General features: G+C 74.3%; 13 protein-coding genes. 4 read left to right on the forward strand and 9 right to left on the reverse strand.

Annotated features, from left to right (window positions below; translation table 11 throughout):
• Positions 1-358 precede the first annotated feature (358 nt).
• Positions 359-877 carry a hemerythrin domain-containing protein gene (locus tag ACI790_RS10815; RefSeq protein WP_456569788.1) on the forward strand — a complete coding sequence of 173 codons (519 nt, stop codon included), beginning with the start codon at positions 359-361 and terminating at the stop codon, positions 875-877.
• A 136-nt stretch (positions 878-1,013) separates the two neighbouring features.
• On the opposite strand, the gene ACI790_RS10820 is transcribed toward ACI790_RS10815, so the two are convergent.
• Both ACI790_RS10820 and ACI790_RS10825 read right to left on the reverse strand, forming a co-directional pair.
• Positions 1,014-1,595, reverse strand: coding sequence for a hypothetical protein (locus ACI790_RS10820; RefSeq protein WP_456569789.1), 582 nt, complete (start codon positions 1,593-1,595; stop codon positions 1,014-1,016).
• Between the two features lie 210 nt (positions 1,596-1,805).
• A complete protein-coding gene (locus ACI790_RS10825; protein WP_456569790.1) occupies positions 1,806-3,845 on the reverse strand; it encodes a cation:proton antiporter domain-containing protein in 2,040 nt (679 codons plus the stop codon).
• Positions 3,846-3,981: 136 nt separating this feature from the next.
• On the opposite strand from ACI790_RS10825, the gene ACI790_RS10830 reads away from it, so the two are divergent.
• Complete coding sequence (locus ACI790_RS10830; protein ID WP_456569791.1) at positions 3,982-5,466, forward strand: MFS transporter; 1,485 nt, start codon at positions 3,982-3,984, stop codon at positions 5,464-5,466.
• A gap of 75 nt (positions 5,467-5,541) precedes the next feature.
• Here ACI790_RS10830 and ACI790_RS10835 read toward each other — a convergent pair whose 3' ends face one another.
• The 4 genes from ACI790_RS10835 to ACI790_RS10850 all read right to left on the reverse strand — a co-directional run bounded on the left by ACI790_RS10835 (position 5,542) and on the right by ACI790_RS10850 (position 10,826).
• Positions 5,542-6,525 carry a sigma-70 family RNA polymerase sigma factor gene (locus ACI790_RS10835; RefSeq protein WP_456569792.1) on the reverse strand — a complete coding sequence of 328 codons (984 nt, stop codon included), beginning with the start codon at positions 6,523-6,525 and terminating at the stop codon, positions 5,542-5,544.
• 132 nt (positions 6,526-6,657) lie between these two features.
• Positions 6,658-8,442: a bifunctional metallophosphatase/5'-nucleotidase gene (locus tag ACI790_RS10840; RefSeq protein ID WP_456569793.1), complete on the reverse strand. Its 1,785-nt coding sequence runs from the start codon at positions 8,440-8,442 to the stop codon at positions 6,658-6,660.
• A 96-nt stretch (positions 8,443-8,538) separates the two neighbouring features.
• Positions 8,539-10,275: a hypothetical protein gene (locus ACI790_RS10845; protein ID WP_456569794.1), complete on the reverse strand. Its 1,737-nt coding sequence runs from the start codon at positions 10,273-10,275 to the stop codon at positions 8,539-8,541.
• Between the two features lie 131 nt (positions 10,276-10,406).
• Positions 10,407-10,826 carry a MarR family winged helix-turn-helix transcriptional regulator gene (locus tag ACI790_RS10850; RefSeq protein ID WP_456569795.1) on the reverse strand — a complete coding sequence of 140 codons (420 nt, stop codon included), beginning with the start codon at positions 10,824-10,826 and terminating at the stop codon, positions 10,407-10,409.
• 108 nt (positions 10,827-10,934) lie between these two features.
• Between ACI790_RS10850 and ACI790_RS10855 the strand changes: the two genes are divergently transcribed.
• The gene (locus ACI790_RS10855; RefSeq protein WP_456569796.1) at positions 10,935-12,182 is read left to right on the forward strand and encodes a GNAT family N-acetyltransferase; all 1,248 of its coding nucleotides are present in this window, start codon (positions 10,935-10,937) and stop codon (positions 12,180-12,182) included.
• Positions 12,183-12,217: 35 nt separating this feature from the next.
• On the opposite strand, the gene argG is transcribed toward ACI790_RS10855, so the two are convergent.
• Together argG and ACI790_RS10865 are read right to left on the reverse strand one after the other, a co-directional pair.
• Positions 12,218-13,666: an argininosuccinate synthase gene (argG, locus tag ACI790_RS10860; RefSeq protein ID WP_456569797.1), complete on the reverse strand. Its 1,449-nt coding sequence runs from the start codon at positions 13,664-13,666 to the stop codon at positions 12,218-12,220.
• A 93-nt stretch (positions 13,667-13,759) separates the two neighbouring features.
• Entirely contained in the window at positions 13,760-14,251 is a 492-nt protein-coding gene (locus ACI790_RS10865; protein WP_456569798.1) for a ribose-5-phosphate isomerase, read from the reverse strand.
• A 26-nt stretch (positions 14,252-14,277) separates the two neighbouring features.
• Here ACI790_RS10865 and ACI790_RS10870 point away from each other — a divergent pair, with 26 nt between their 5' ends.
• A complete protein-coding gene (locus tag ACI790_RS10870) occupies positions 14,278-14,943 on the forward strand; it encodes a DUF429 domain-containing protein (RefSeq protein ID WP_456569799.1) in 666 nt (221 codons plus the stop codon).
• A gap of 3 nt (positions 14,944-14,946) precedes the next feature.
• Here ACI790_RS10870 and ACI790_RS10875 read toward each other — a convergent pair whose 3' ends face one another.
• Positions 14,947-15,708, reverse strand: coding sequence for an SDR family oxidoreductase (locus ACI790_RS10875; protein WP_456569800.1), 762 nt, complete (start codon positions 15,706-15,708; stop codon positions 14,947-14,949).
• Positions 15,709-15,777 lie beyond the last annotated feature (69 nt).

The raw sequence follows: 15,777 nt of genomic DNA on the forward strand, positions 1-15,777 counted from the left end.
CCAAGCTGGCCATGCCGGTGCGATCCCGGTCACCCGCTCCACGCAGTGACCAGCCTTGTGCCGCCTGCCTGTCCGGCTCAGAAGGACGTCGGCGCCGCTTCCGCGCGTCAGTGATGCCGACCCCTGTTCGTCGCCAACCACTGGCATCGACTGCTCTTCGTGGCACGGCCGTGGGGCGAGTTCCAGGGCCGCGGTCCGTCGACACAGCCGGCGCCCACCCGAGCGACCTCGGCCGACCTGTCGTACCCGTTCGCCAAAACTGCACATCAACGGCCCAACCAGACGCATCCCGACGATCACCGGCGGCAGGACCAAAAGAGCCGGGCTAACGCGCAGTCGGACGGGTAAGGGGTCGGGTATGTCCGACTTCGAAATCACCGCCCTGGTCCTGGCCGAGCACGAGGTCTTCCGGCGGGATTTCACCGCGCTCGATGACCTGCCCGCCGAGGAGCTCGCCGCCGCCTGGGAGGCGCTGCACGCCAAGCTCGAGGTGCACGCCGTGGCCGAGGAGCAGCTGTTCTACCCGCTGCTCGCCCAGGAGGCGGACGGCGAGCAGGAGACCGCGGAGGGCGTCCACGACCACAACGAGATCCGGCACGCCGCGGCCGCCGTCGGGGAGCACGAGGTCGGCAGCGATGGTTGGTGGGAGGCGGTGCGGAACGCGCGGCAGGTCAACGCCGACCACATGGCCGAGGAGGAGACGGACTTCTTCCCGCCCTTCAAGGAGGCCGTCGACGAGGAGCAGCGCGAGGCTCTCGGGATGCAGTGGCTGGCCTTCCACGACAAGCACGAGGAGGCCGAGGGGCTGTCCGGCGAAGACGCGGAGGTGGAAGAGGTGATCGCGACCGAGGTGCCGGAGGGTGACCCGTCCGTCTAGCGACGGGCGGGCTCCGAGGTCAGCGCTCCGTCTTATCCGCCGCGGTCCCGGTCGTTCCACCGCGACGTCCTCGAGCCGGCGGTGATCGCGCATTCGGGCCGGCGGAGCAGTCAGGGGCCCCGCAGCCTCGGTCTCGTCATCCGCAGTGGTCCAGCGCGCCGAGCTCCCACTGCGCCGGCGTCCGGATGTCGGGGTAGTTGCGCCGGACGTCCTCGTCCGGCAGCTGCTCGGTGGGTGGCTCAGCCGGACCACGGCTCCAGCGCACGCCCTCCACGTCGGTGAACAGGACCCGGCGGTACTCCCGGCCGGAGATGCTCGCCGACTGGCAGGGGCCGAGCGTTCCGATGCGGACGGCTTCGACGACGGGGTCGAGCGTCTCCGTGACCCCGGGAACCGGCGCCACCACGGATTCGGGCCCGGTCTCGATCACCACCTCCTCGACGGGAAAAGGGCCGAAGTTGGCGACGACGTAGCCGGCCTCCCCGACCGGCGGTTTGCTGCCGGGCGCGCCGAGTTGCGGCTCGCCCTCCACCACGACGAAGACGACCTGCCGGGCGAGTTCCATCCGCAGACGCTCGTCCTCCGCCGTCTTCACGCTGAACGCCACAGCTACGCCGCCGAACGAGACGACGAAGGCCGCCAGAGCGATGGCCAGGGTCCACCGGTCGAAGTGGTCGCGAGCCGGCTTGGCCTCGCTCCGCCCCGCAGCACCCCTCACCGCGTCGACCGCCAGTGCTCCCGGTCCCCCGTGCGATCGACGCACATCGCCTCTCGACGAGGGGCCTGGCTGATCCTCGATGCACTCGGCCGTGTCGGGCTCATCTCGGGACGCTAGCGCCCCACCGCGGTCGGCCGTGTGCTTTCTCGCGCCGGCTCGCTTTCGGACGACCAGCACGCCGAGGCACGGCCCCGCGCCCCGGCGCCGGCGTCACTGCGGCGCGGGCGAGGACTCCGCCTCCGGTGCCGCACCGGCCGGCGCCGGCACGGTCACCTCGTCGACGAAGCAGTAGCCCCAGCTCTCCCCCGGCTCGGCCGAGGCGATCAGCGGGTGGTCGTCGGCGGCGGCGTGCGCGCGGGCGTGCCGGCGCGGCGAGGAGTCGCAGCAGCCGACGTAGCCGCAGCTCAGGCAGGTGCGCAGGTGCACCCACTCGGTGCCCTCCTGCAGGCACCCGACGCAGCCGGACGCCACGGGCAGCACCGGCCGGGACGCCGCGCCGTGCCCGCACCCGCTCCCCTCCGGCCACGCGTACCGCACCACCCGGGCGGTGTCGACGACGGTCCGCCCCCGGCTCGCCTGTCCGACCGGGTGCCCCAGCTCGGCGAGCACCGAGCGCATCAGCGCCTGCCCGGAGAGCCGGTCCCGGTCGAGGATGTGGTCGGCGCCCGCGTCGGCCAGCTCGGCGACGTCGACCTCGCCCAGCGGCCGGGCCAGGATCGGGGCGGCCGTGACCGCCCGGGCCGCGGCCACCACGCGCACCGCCTGCTCCGGGTCGTCCTCGGCGACCACGGCGAGCCGCGCCTCGGGCACCCCCGCCGTCCGCAGGATCTCCCCCTTCGTCGGATCGCCGCGCACCACGGTGTGGCCGGCGGCCTGCGCCTGCGCCGCACCGTCCGGGTTGAGGGTGGTCATCACGACGTCCACCCCCCGGCCGCGCAACAACGCGGCGAGGTCGAGGGCGGTGGGCCCCCAGCCGATGATCGCGACGTGGTCGCGCGGCGGGCCGCCGTCCTGCCCGGCGTCGTCGGCCGGGGACGCCCGCCGCGCCCGGTCGATCCGGGCCCCGGCGGCGGCCAGCTGCGGGGTGAGCAGCATGAGCAGCACCGTCGTCGCGACGACCACCTGCGCGCCGTCGTCCCCCAGCCCCAGCGGGGCCAGCCCCGCGGCGGTGCCCACGGTGAGCAGCACGAAGGAGAACTCCCCGACCTGCGCGAGCAGCAGGCCGGTGGCGACGGCGGTGCGGATCGGGATGCGGGCAACGCTGGCCGCAGCGGCGGTGGTCACCGTCTTGACCACCAGCACCACGGCCGCCGCGCTCAGCACCAGCGGCAGGTTGGCGAGCATGAACCCCAGGTCCAGCAGCATCCCGACCGAGACGAAGAAGACCGCGCTGAACACGATCTGCAGCGGCAGCACCTCGGCGAACGCCTGGCTGCTGGCCCGGCTCTCGCTCACCACCAGGCCGGCCAGGAAGGCGCCGAGGGAGACGCTCACCCCGGCGAGCGCGGTCAGGTAGGCGGTGCCGAAGCAGATGGCCACGATCGCCAGGAGGAAGACCTCCGGCGAGCAGGTCCGCGCCACGACGTCGAGCACCGTGGGCATCACCCGGCGGGCGAGCACGAGGACGCCGGCGATGACCGCCACCGCGGTGAGCAGCGCCCACAGCAGCGACCCGCCGCCGGACCCCTCGCCGTCGGCACCCGAGCCCAGCAGGGGGACGACGAGCACCATGGCGACCACCGCCAGGTCCTGGGCGATGAGCACGGCCAGCGCCAGCCGGCCCCGCACGGCGGAGTTCTCCCGCCGCTCCCCCAGCAGCTTCAGCACGATCGCCGTGGACGACAGCGCGAGCAGGAACCCGGTGAACAGCCCGTCGTGCCAGCCGCCGCCGACGGCGAGGGTCAGCCCCAGGCCGGCGCCGGTCGCCAGCAGCAGCTGCAGGCCGCCGGCGACGGCGATCCAGGTCCAGACCCGGGCCAGCCGCGCCAGGGAGAACTCGATCCCGATGGTGAACAGCAGCAGGATGACGCCGATGTCCGCGGCCGCCTCGACCGCCTCGCCGTTCTCGACGATGCCGAGCTGCGCCGGGCCGATCAGGACGCCGGCCACCAGGAAGCCCACGATCGGGACCACCCGCGCGCGGGCCGACAGGTAGCCGATCACCGCGGCCGCCACGACCAGCGCCGCGGTCGGCCCCAGGTATCCCGGCACCGAGCCGGCCGCGGTGACGAGGTCTGCCTCGGGTGCCATGGGCTTCATTCTGCGCGCCGCCGGTGGCGGTGCCCACGGCCGCGCGCGGCACGCGGCGCCCGGGAATCCCCGACGGCTGCGGGCGTTGGACTGCAGCGAGCCGATGCTGCGTGCAGCCGGCGGAGGAGGAACGCTCATGGCTGTGCCGCCCGCGGCCGGCCCCGGCCTGCGCATGGGCACGCCCCAGGGGCGCTGGGTCCTGCTCGCCACCGTCCTCGGCTCGGGCGTGGCCATGCTGGACGCGACGGTCGTCAACGTGGCCCTGGAGCGGATCGGGTCCGACCTCGACGCCGACTTCGCCGGGCTGCAGTGGACGGTCAACGCCTACACGCTGACCCTCGCCGCGCTGATCCTGCTCGGCGGATCGCTCAGCGACCGCTTCGGCCGCCGCCGGGTGTTCATCGTCGGCGTGGTCTGGTTCGCTGCCGCCTCGGCGCTGTGCGGCCTGGCCCCCGACATCGGCACCCTGGTGGCCGCCCGCGCCCTGCAGGGCGTCGGCGGAGCCCTGCTGACCCCGGGCAGCCTGGCCATCATCTCGGCGTCCTTCGCCGGGTCCGACCGGGCCGCCGCCGTCGGGGCGTGGTCCGGGCTGTCCGGCGTCGCCGGTGCCGTCGGGCCCTTCGTCGGCGGCTGGCTCGTGGAGTGGAGCTGGCGGGCGGTCTTCCTGATCAACCTGCCGCTGGCCGCCCTGGTCATCGTCGTCGCCGCCCGGCACGTCCCCGAGTCCCGGGACCCGGGCGCCGCCGCCCGGCTGGACTGGACGGGGACGGCGCTGGTCGCCGCCGGTCTCGGCGCGCTCACCTACGCCCTCACCGCCGCCGGGGACCGGGGAGCCGGGCCGGTGGTGTGGCTGGGAGCCGCGGCGGGAGTTCTCGCCCTGGTCGCCTTCGTCGCGGTCGAGCGGCGGTCGCGGCATCCCCTGATCCCAGCGTCGCTCTTCGCCGACCGGCAGTTCAGCGCCGCCAACGCCGCCACCCTGTTCGTCTACGCCGCGCTCGGCGCGCTCTTCGTGCTGCTGGTGCTGCAGCTGCAGGTGGTCTCCGGGTTCAGCCCGCTACTGGCCGGCACCGCGCTGCTCCCGGTCACCGCCCTGATGCTGCTGTTCTCCGCCCGGGTCGGGGCGCTGGCGCAGCGCATCGGGCCGCGCGCCCTGCTCACCGCGGGGCCGCTGGTGTCCGCCGGGGGCGTGCTGCTGATGCTCCGGGTCGGCGCCGACGCCTCCTACCTGCGCGACGTGCTGCCCGCCGTGGCGATCTTCGGCGCGGGCCTCACCCTGCTCGTCGCCCCGCTGACCGCCACCGTGCTGGCCTCCGCCGAGGACCGGTACGCCGGTGTGGCCTCGGGCGTGAACAACGCCGTGGCCCGGGCCGCCGGTCTGCTGGCGGTCGCCGTCGTGCCCGTCGCGGCCGGCATCGGCGGAACGGACTACACCGACCCGGCGGCGTTCGCCGACGGCTTCCGCACCGCGATGCTGATCCTGGCCGGCCTGCTCGCCGCCGGCGCGCTCGTCTCGGTGGCGTTCGTGCGCCGTCCCCTGGGCGACGATGCACCGGCACCGGAGCCGGCACCCGCACCGGCACCCGTCCCCGCTCCGGCCGCCGACCGCCCGGACCCCGCCTGACCGGAGCCCGCCAGCCCGGAGCCCCGATACCGGGCACCTCCCCGAACGGGGCTCACGGGACGGACCGCCGGGCGATCAGTCGAAGCCCGCGGGCAGCCCCAGCGCGGCGAACAGCTCGCAGTCGAGGTTGAGGAAGCTGGAGATGTGGGCGATCCGGCCGTCCTCGATCTCCAGCACGTGCAGACCCCACGGCAGGTGACCACCGCCCTCGGCCGGGCGGTACTGCGCGATCGCCGGCGTGCCGTTGGCCGACGTCTCGATCAGCCGGGAGCCCTTGCACCCGGCGCCCGGACCGGTCATCCAGACGCCGATGTCCTCGCGGCCGCGCAGCCACATCTCGAACGGCGGCATGTGCTGGGTGGCGTCCTCGTGCAGCAGCTGCACGAACGCGTCGATGTCGTAGCGCTCGAACGCGTCGAGGTAGCGGGCCAGCAGCGCGCGGTCGTCGTCGTCCAGCGTGCGCGGCGCCGGGCGGCCACCGGCGTCGGCGAGCGTGGCCCGGGCCCGCTGCAGCGCGCTGTTCACCGAGGCGACCGTGGTGTCGAGCAGGTCGGCCACCTCGTCGGCCTTCCAGCGGAGCACCTCGCGCAGGATCAGCACCGCCCGCTGCTTCGGCGGCAGGTGCTGCAGCGCGGCGACGAACGCCAGCCGCACCGACTCGCGGGCCACCGCCTGCTCGGCCGGGTCACCGTCCTCGGGCAGCACCTGGCGGTCGAGGACCGGCTCCACCCACGCGGTGGACGGCCGGCGGCCGGCCAGCGAGGCCGCCACCGGCGGCGACGGCGAGCCCGCGAGGTCCATCGGCAGCGCCCGGCGCTGCCGGCCGGAGAGCTGGTCGAGGCAGACGTTCGTGGCGATCCGGTACAGCCAGGACCGCACCGCCGACCGGCCCTCGAAGTCGGCGAGGCCCCGCCAGGCGCGGACCATCGTCTCCTGCACCGCGTCCTCGGCGTCGAAGACCGAGCCGAGCATCCGGTAGCAGTACCCGGTGAGCTCGCGGCGGTGCTCGAGCAGCCGGGGGTCCAGTTGGTCGGTGGGGCCGATGGCGACGCTGGTCACTGCAGACCACTCCTCGGGGAGGCGATGTGCGTCAGCAGACCACAGTCCACCGACAGAACGGGAGCCCCGGGAGGACGACCTCCGGGGCTCCCGGTCGTTCCCGCCGTCGTCGGGCGGGTCGGTGTCAGTGCGTCACGGGAGCAGCGGCTCCCCGTTGCGCACCAGCCGCCAGTTCTCCACGAAGAACTGCTCCGGGTCGATCACACCGACCTCCTGGGCCCGCTCGATGAGCAGCTGCCGGATCTCCAGCTGCTCGTTGTAGACCACCGGCGCGGTGCTGATCGCCGGGAAGCCGCCACCCCCGCTGCGCCGGTAGTTGTTCACCGCGACGACGAACCGGTCGTCGTCGGCCACCGGCGCGCCCGCGTGGGAGAGCCCGACGATGCGCGACCCGCCCGGCTGCGACACGTCGATGGCGTAGTCGACTCCGGAGAGGATGTCGAAGTTGTAGTCCGGGATCCCGTTCGGGGCGCCCTCCACCACCGCGTTGGTGATGGTCTCCACGTCCACCGGGCCGCTCGCCGGCACCTGCGTGAAGTACCGGGCGGAGAACTCCAGGTACTCCCGCAGCTCGGCTCCGGTGAGCTCCACGGCCTCGAGGGTGTTGTCGTAGATGTAGAGCCCGGCGATGTCGCGGATCGTGACGTCGCCGGCCGGGAAGACGGCGTCCCGGCTGAACGGCGCCGCGATCGACAGCACCGGCAGGTCGGCCCGGTCGGTGCCCTCCAGCGCGGCGGCCACCGTGTCGGTCTGCACGTCCTGGATGAAGTCCAGGATCGCGGTGTCCTCGTACCGGCTGGTCCGCGCGGAGAGCTCCGCCGCCGACGTGGCCACGACCTGGTTGACGTACGCCACCGTGGTCGCGTGCGCCTCGGCCGTGGCGGCCAGCACCTCGGGCGACTCCTCGACCCCCGCGGTGCTCAGCGCCTGCGCGGAGGTGGCGACGACGTCCCACCGCCCGCGGTCCAGCTCCAGCTCGATGTCGACCTGCGAGACCGTCGCGCCCCAGCGGTAGGGCTGGGTGAGCAGCACGTCCTTCCCGGTGACCTCGTTCACGACGACCTGGGACGGGGCGTTCCGGTGCGTGTGGCCGACCACCATCGCGTCGATGCCCGGCACGGTGCGGGCGATGACGTCGGACGGGTTCTCGGTCGGCACCTCGGGGCCGTAGGACGACGTCCCGCCGACACCGGCGTGCGAGAGGACGACGACGACGTCGGCCTTCCGGTCGACGATCGGGACCCACTTCTCCGCCGCCTCGACCATGTCCTGGAACGTCACGCGGCCCTCGACGTTGCCCCTGTCCCAGATGGCGGAGCCGGGGGTGGTCAGGCCGATGATGCCGACCCTGACCGGCTTGTGGCCGGGCACGTGCATCTTCTCGATCGTGTACGGCCTCAGGTACGGCTGCTCGGTGCCGGCGCGCAGCACGTTGGCGCCGAGCACCGGGTGGTCGACGTCCTCCGTGTAGGCCCGCAGCAGGTCCAGGCCATAGTTGAACTCGTGGTTGCCGACGACCTGGGCGTCGTAGCCGATGGCGTCGTACGCCGCCGCCATCGGGTGCTCCATGCCGGTCTCGGTGACCGGCTCCTGCTTGGCGTAGTAGTAACTCAGCGGCGTGCCCTGCAGGAAGTCACCGTTGTCGACCACGAGGACGCTGTCCTCACCGCGCGCCTCGCGCACGGAGTCGACGACCGTGGCCACCTTGGCCAGCCCGGTCTCGAACCCGTCGCGCTCGGAGTAGGACCGGTCGGCGAAGTAGTCCCAGTTCTGTACGCGCCCGTGCAGGTCGGTCGTGGCCAGCATGGTCAGCGTCAGGTCGTGCGCCGTGTTCGGCGCCGCGCCGGCCGGGCTCAGGGGCGCCAAGGTCAGCGCCGCCACCGCGGCGGCCACGGACAGCGTGGTGCGCCGTCTCATGGGGTCGTCCTCTCGATCGCATGGTCCCCGTGACGGGGGCGCAGGGGATCCGGATCGACCGTAACGTCCGACGCGCCGGCGCGGGTGTCGAGAGCCTTACTGGTAGGTGACCAGCTCCGGCAGGGGGTCGACCTGCTCGATCGTCTGCGCCGGGGTCAGCATCGGGATGTCCTCGTCGTAGAAGTTCTTCCAGCCCCAGAAGAGCCCCTCCGGGGCGTTGCGGTGCAGCACCTGCCAGGTTGACTGCTTGGCGCCCTGCCCGCCCTGGCCGTCGGCATGCACCATGATCGCCAGCTCGTCCCGGGAGGTGTCCAGCTGCTCGAGGCCGGGGATCATGTCGACCCGGAACTGGTGCAGCACCAGCAGCTTCTGCGGCAGCTGGTTCTCGCGCGTGAGGTCGGCCAGCCAGGTGACCACCCGGTTGACCTCCTCGATGCCGACCGAGCCGATCTGGACGAGGTGCACCTCGTTCGGGCCCAGCCGCCACTCCGGGTCCAGCGCCAGGCCCACGTAGGGCAGCTCGAGCAGCGGCCGGTAGAGCTCCGCCTGGGTGACGAAGTCGGTGCGGCCCGGCTGCAGGTCGAGGATGACGTAGAGCCCGGCGTCCCCGGCCGCCTCGACCCAGGGCCGCAGCATCTCCACGTCGCCCTCGGCGGAGTAGTTGCCGTCCGGCCCCGCGGACGCCGACGCGACGGTCGCGATGATCTCGAAGGTCGGGACGACGGTCGTGTCGACCAGCGGCTCGTACGGGGCGGCGTGGTCCCGGGCGCGCTGGATGGCCGCCTCGACCGGCTGCTCACCCAGCACGCCGAGCGCGCCGGTCTCCGGGTGGCCGTAGAGCGCCACCATGATCCGGCCCGGGAAGAGGACCTGGCCGCCGCCGGGCAGCTGGGTCCCGGTGGCCGCCGTCGCGAGCTTCCAGTCCAGGCCGTCCTCCGCACCGAAGCCGGCACCCAGCGCGACCACGTGCTCGGCGTCGTCCTCGGCGAGGGCGCTGACCAGCTCCTCTGAGGCCCGCGGGTCGGTGGTCCCGCCGGTGACCAGCACCCGGGCGCCGGCCGCCCGTGCGGTGGCCGCGGCGGCCAGCGCATCCGGGGTCCCGGTGGTCATCACGAGCGTGCCCTCGAGCGGCTCGGCGCCCTCGATCCCGGGCAGCGAGCCCTCGGCGTCCGCCCCGCCGTCCTCCTCCGTCGACGACTCCGCCGCCGCGCCGCCGGGGCCGCCCTCCGGGCGCAGCGCGGCCGGCTCCGCCGGGTCCAGCGCCGCCACGGCGGCGACCTCGCCGCCCTCGGCGACCGGGTCCGCCTCGGCGAGCTCCCGGTCCAGCAGGGCCGCCACGGCGGCCGGGTCGGCAGGCACCCCGATGACCTCGGCGTCGCTCTCCGCCGGGGACGACGACGCCGGGGACGACGACGCCGCCGACGACGTCGACGAGCCGGCGGGCGCGGGAGCCGCGTCCCCGATGGCCAGCACGGTCGTGGTGCCCAGCCGCTCGAGCTCGGCCAGGACCGGCTCGTCCACCCCGGGCCCGTCCGCCCCCACCAGCAGCGGCACACCGAGCGCGACGGCCGCGGAGGCGCCCAAGAGCGTGCCCGCCGGGTCGTCCTCCGCCGCGAGCACGACCACGCCCGCTTCGTCGAAAAAGGTGCGGCTGGCGCTCGCGGCCATCGCGACCGGGTCCTCGTCCGCGACGAGGGTCAGCCGCTCCCCCGGGGCCGCGGTCGCGATCCGCGCCGCCTGCTCCTCGGGGTCCGAGCTGTCGCCCGACGAGCCGGTGCAGGCCCCGGTGAACAGCGCGGCGGTCAGGGCGATCGGCAGCGCACGAGCGCGCACGGGCATCCTCCGTCCGCCGGGCACGCCCGTCCTGCGGGGGCACGACGACGTCGGCGCGGCCAGCGGCCCCCGACGATAGCGGGGGACGGCACCGGGCCTGCGAAGCGGACACGGCCGACCGCCGGGCCGGCTCACTCGCGGCCCAGCGCGCGCTCCACGTTCTCGACCATCCGCGCGAGGACCAGGATCGTCCGCTCGTACTCCCGCCGGGAAAGGCCGTCGGCGGCGTGGCGGCGCACCCGCCCGACGGCGCGCCGGACCCGGTCGTGGGCCGCCGCGCCGTCCTCGGTGAGCCGCAGGCGGTCCGGCGCCGGGCGGGCCACCCATCCGCGGGCGGCGAGGTCCGAGACCACCGCGTCGACGTCTCCGGGGAAGTCGCGCAGCGCGTCCCGGAGCTCCGTCCCGGTCAGCGCACCCCCGGCCAGCGAGTGCAGCACCTGCCAGTGCCGGCGGGTGAGCCCCTCCCCCGCGACGGCGGCGTCGACCGCCTCCTCGAGCAGCGCGTCGAGCCGCTTGACCCACCAGCCGACCGGACGCTCGGGCTCCGTCATCCCGGCATCCTGGCAGCCGATCCGGCCGCGTGGCCCCGGGTCCCCGCGCGGCACGGGCCGCCGGTAACCCGGTGGCGTCCCGTCGGAGGCGGCCGGTAGACACGACGCGTGGCCGACGACCTCTCCGACCAGCTCCGCCCGATCTCCGCCGACGAGTGGCCGGCCTTCACCCGCGCCATGCACACCGTCTTCGGTGATCCGCTGACCGGGCCCTACACGGACACCGTGCCGCCGGTGGCCGAGCTGGACCGCTCGCTCGCCCTCGTCGACGAGGGTCGGATCGTCGCCACCTCCGGGGTCTACAGCCTGCGGATGAGCGTGCCCGGCGGCGCCGTCGTCCCGACCGCCGGCGTCACCTGGGTGTCGGTCTCCCCCACCCACCGGCGCCGGGGCGTGCTGACGGCGATCATGCGGCGGCAGCTCACCGAGCTGCACGAGCAGGAGCGCGAACCGGTGGCTGCACTGTGGGCCGCCGAGGGCTCGATCTACGGCCGGTTCGGCTACGCGCCCGCGTCCTGGCGCGGCGGCTGGACCGGGGAGGCCGGGCGGCTGCGGCTGCGCGACGACGTCGACACCGGCGACGGCCGCGTCCGGCTGGTCGACGCCGAGCAGTTCCGGCCCGCCGCGGCCCGCGTCCACGAGGCGGTGCGGCGCTGGGTGCCCGGGAACCTCGTCCGGGACGACCGCTGGTGGGGCCGCCGCATGCTCGACGTCCCCGAGCAGCGGCACGGCGCGAACGAGCGGCAGTACGCCCTGCACTCCGGAGCCGACGGCGAGGTGGACGGCTACGCCAGCTACCGGATCACCGGCAGGTTCAGCGCCGCCGGCGAGCCGGAGAGCACGCTGACCGTCGAGGAGGTGCGGGCCACCGGTCCCGCCGCCTACGCGGCGCTGTGGCGCTTCCTGCTGTCGCACGACCTGGTGCGCACCGTCGCGGCGCCGCAGGCCTCCTCCGACGACCCGGTCCGCCACCTGCTCACCGATCCGCGGGCGCTGCACGCGCACCCGGTCGACGCGCTGTGGGTGCGGCTGGTCGACGTCGGCCGGGCGCTGGCCGCCCGCCGCTACCCGGCCCCCATCGACCTGGTGCTGGAGGTCCGGGACCCGTTCTGCCCGTGGAACGACGGGCGCTGGCGGCTCTCCGGGCACCCCGCCGGCGGCTACTGCGGCCGCACCGACCGCGACCCTGATCTCGTGCTCGGCATCGAGGAGCTCTCGGCGGTGTTCCTGGGCGGCGGCTCGCTGGCGGCCCTGCAGGGCGCCGGACGGGTCACCGAGGTGAGCCCGGGGGCGGTCACCCTGGCCTCGACGGCGTTCGGCTGGCCGGTCGCCCCCTGGTGCCCCGACGAGTTCTGACCGCCTCCGGTCCGGCGGCGGTCAGGACCTCGCCGTCAGTCGTTGCCCAGCTCCATGGCGGCGCGGTCGAGCAGCTCCTCCTCGGCCGACACCTCGCCGCGGGAGGCGATCGCCTCGGCGCCTCCGACGGCCATCGCCCCGATGAGCCCGGTCGACGCGGCCTGCGCGGCACCGATCGACGCCTGCTGCCCGCCCCCGACCATGCCGAGGCCGGCGTACTGCTCGAGCTTGGCGCGGGAGTCGGCGATGTCCAGGTTCCGCATGGTCAGCTGCCCGATCCGGTCCACCGGCCCGAAGGCGGAGTCCTCGGTGCGCTCCATCGACAGCTTGTCCGGGTGGTAGCTGAACGCCGGGCCGGCGGTGTCGAGGATCGAGTAGTCCTCGCCGCGCCGCAGCCGCAGGGTCACCTCCCCGGTCACGGCCATGCCGACCCACCGCTGCAGGGACTCCCGGAGCATGAGCGCCTGGGGGTCCAGCCAGCGGCCCTCGTACATGAGCCGGCCCAGGCGGCGGCCCTCGCTGTGGTAGTTCGCGAGGGTGTCCTCGTTGTGGATGGCGTTGACCAGCCGCTCGTACGCGATGTGCAGCAGGGCCATGCCCGGCGCCTCGTAGATGCCCCGGCTCTTCGCCTCGATGATCCGGTTCTCGATCTGGTCGGACATGCCCAGGCCGTGCCGGCCGCCGATGGCGTTGGCCTCCAGCACCAGCTCGACGGCGGAGCCGAACTCCTTGCCGTTGATGGTCACCGGCCGGCCCTGCGCGAAGCCGATCGTGACGTCCTCGGTGGCGATCGGGACCTCCGGGTCCCAGAACCGCACGCCCATGATCGGCTGGACGGTCTCGACGCCGGTGTCCAGGTGCTCGAGGGTCTTGGCCTCGTGCGTGGCACCCCAGATGTTGGCGTCGGTGGAGTAGGCCTTCTCCGCGCTGTCGCGGTAGGGCAGCCCGTGCGCGACCAGCCACTCCGACATCTCCGTGCGGCCACCGAGCTCGGTGACGAAGTCGGCGTCCAGCCACGGCTTGTAGATGCGCAGCGAGGGGTTGGCCAGCAGGCCGTACCGGTAGAACCGCTCGATGTCGTTGCCCTTGAAGGTCGAGCCGTCGCCCCAGATCTGGACGTCGTCCTCGAGCATCGCGCGCACCAGCAGCGTGCCGGTGACCGCGCGCCCCAGCGGCGTGGTGTTGTAGTAGCTGCGGCCGCCCGAGCGGATGTGGAAGGCGCCGCAGGTGAGCGCGGCGAGGCCCTCCTCCACCAGCGCCGCCCGGCAGTCGACCAGGCGGGCGAGCTCCGCGCCGTACGCCATGGCCCGGCCGGGCACCGAGGCGATGTCGGGCTCGTCGTACTGGCCGATGTCCGCGGTGTACGTGCAGGGCACCGCTCCCTTGTCGCGCATCCACGCGACCGCTACGGAGGTGTCGAGACCGCCGGAGAAGGCGATGCCGACGCGTTCGCCGGTGGGCAGGGAGGTGAGCACCTTGGACACGAGGACAAGTATGCACGATGTTGCATAGTCATTCAGCGCCCCCTCCCCCGGCTCCGGTTCGGACGGAACGCGACGGCGTGCCGCCCGGCGCCGTCAGGGGTGCTGCGTGCGGGTGGGCAGGCCGCCGGCCGGGCGGTGCCGGTCCCGCTCGTAGTCGGTGATCAGCCCGATCCGGCGGACGTGCCGCTCGTCCCCGCTGAACGGCGTCCCGAGGAACTCGAGCACAAGCGTGGTGGCCTCCTCGTCGCTGTGCTGCCGGGCGCCGATGGACACCACGTTGGCGTCGTTGTGCTCGCGGGCGAGCCGGGCGGTGGCGGTGTTCCACACCAGCGCGGCCCGCACCCCGGGCACCTTGTTGGCGGCCATCTGCTCACCGTTGCCGGAGCCGCCGATGACGACCCCCAGCGACCCGGGCTCGGCGACCGTCCGCTCGCCCACCTCGAAGCAGAACGGCGGGTAGTCGTCCTGGGCGTCGTACTCGAACGCGCCGCAGTCGACCGGCTCGTGGCCGGCCTCGGCCAGCGCCCGCTTGAGGTGCTCCTTGAACTCCAGGCCGGCATGGTCGGTTCCGACGAAGACGCGCATGACCGCGAGTCTGACAGGCTGCTGCCGTGGCGGTGCTGGGGGTCGACGGCTGGCGCGGGCGGTGGGTCGGGGCGCTGCTGGCGGGCCGGTCGGTGACGCTGCTGGCGCTGGACGACGTCGCCGCCGTGCTCGCCGTCCCGGACGTCGACGTGATCGCCATCGACATGCCGATCGGGCTCCCGGACGACGGCGTCCGCAGGTGCGACGTCGAGGCCCGGCGACTCCTGGGGTCCGCCGGCAGCTCGGTCTTCCCCGCTCCCCTGCGGCCGGTGCTCGGCGCCGCCGACTACGTCGATGCGTGCCGGATCTCGGTCGCGGCGTCGGGAAAGGCGCTGTCCAAGCAGGCGTGGAACCTGATGCCCTCGATCCGGCAGCTCGACGACGCACTGGACGAGCCACCGTCCGAGCGGGTCGTCGAGGTGCACCCGGAGCTGGCGTTCCGCCGGATGGATCCGCGGGTGACCGACCCCAAGGTCACCGCCCGCGGCACGATGCAGCGGCTCGAGGCGCTGCGCGGCGTCATGGACGTCGAGGACGCGCTGGGGAACGCCCCGGCCCGGGTGCCGATGGTCGACGCGCTGGACGCCTGCGCCGCCGCGTGGTCGGCCCGACGCCTGGCCGAGGGCCGCGGCGAGTGCGTCGGCGACGGGACGTCCGACGCTCGCGGCCGACCGATGCGGATCTGCTGGTGACGCTCAGGACCCGGTGACCCGGCGGACGACCGAGAGCGGCAGCACGCGGAGCAGGCGGGCGACCGGCCGCCACGGCCACTCGGGCACGTAGCCGCGCACCGGCTCGCGCTCGACGACGTCGACCAGTGCGCTGACGCCCTTGTCCAGCCCCACGGTGAGCGGACCGCGGCGGCCCTCGTTGATGTCGGTCGCGATGTACCCGGGGAGCACGGTCGAGACGACGATCTGCGAGCCGTAGACGTCGGACCGGATGCCCTCGGCGAGCGCGTTCAGCGCAGCCTTGCTCGCCCCGTAGGCGGTGCGGGTGCCGGGCATCCCCCGCACCGAGGCGACCGAGGAGACGAGCACCAGGTGCCCCATCCCCTGCCGGCGGAAGATCTCCATGGCGGCCTCGCACTGGGCGTGCGAGCCGAGCACGTTGGTCACCAGGACCGCCCGGTTGCCCGCGGCCTCGCCGGTGCCCACCGACGCGCCCTTGCCGATGCCGGCGTTGACGATCACCCGGTCCAGGCCGCCGAGCCGGTCGGCGAGCTCGGGCAGCACGGTGGCCACCGAGCCGGGGTCGTCGACGTCCATCGCGGCGACCTCGACGCGGATGCCCGGGTGGGCGGCCCGCAGCTCGGCCTGCAGCGACTCCAGCCGCTCGATGCGGCGGGCGCACAGGGCGAGGTCGCGGCCCATCGCGGCGAACCGGCGGGCCATGCCCTCGCCGAGGCCGGAGCTGGCACCGGAGATGAAGATGCGCTGGCGGGTGGGGTGCGGCACCCGATCATGGTGCCGCACCCCGTCGCCCGGCGCTTTTCCGCGGTATAGCGCCGGGGCTTTTCCGCGGAA

It is taken from the genome of Blastococcus sp. SYSU DS0539 (assembly GCF_054050855.1).

What these genes read in the sequence shown, in the direction of transcription:
- ACI790_RS10815 (WP_456569788.1), top strand. Translation starts at nt 359, where the DNA reads ATGTCCGACTTCGAAATCACCGCCCTGGTCCTGGCCGAGCACGAGGTC.
- ACI790_RS10825 (WP_456569790.1), bottom strand. Translation starts at nt 3,845, where the DNA reads ATGGCACCCGAGGCAGACCTCGTCACCGCGGCCGGCTCGGTGCCGGGA.
- ACI790_RS10830 (WP_456569791.1), top strand. Translation starts at nt 3,982, where the DNA reads ATGGCTGTGCCGCCCGCGGCCGGCCCCGGCCTGCGCATGGGCACGCCC.
- ACI790_RS10840 (WP_456569793.1), bottom strand. Translation starts at nt 8,442, where the DNA reads ATGAGACGGCGCACCACGCTGTCCGTGGCCGCCGCGGTGGCGGCGCTG.
- ACI790_RS10850 (WP_456569795.1), bottom strand. Translation starts at nt 10,826, where the DNA reads ATGACGGAGCCCGAGCGTCCGGTCGGCTGGTGGGTCAAGCGGCTCGAC.
- ACI790_RS10865 (WP_456569798.1), bottom strand. Translation starts at nt 14,251, where the DNA reads ATGCGCGTCTTCGTCGGAACCGACCATGCCGGCCTGGAGTTCAAGGAG.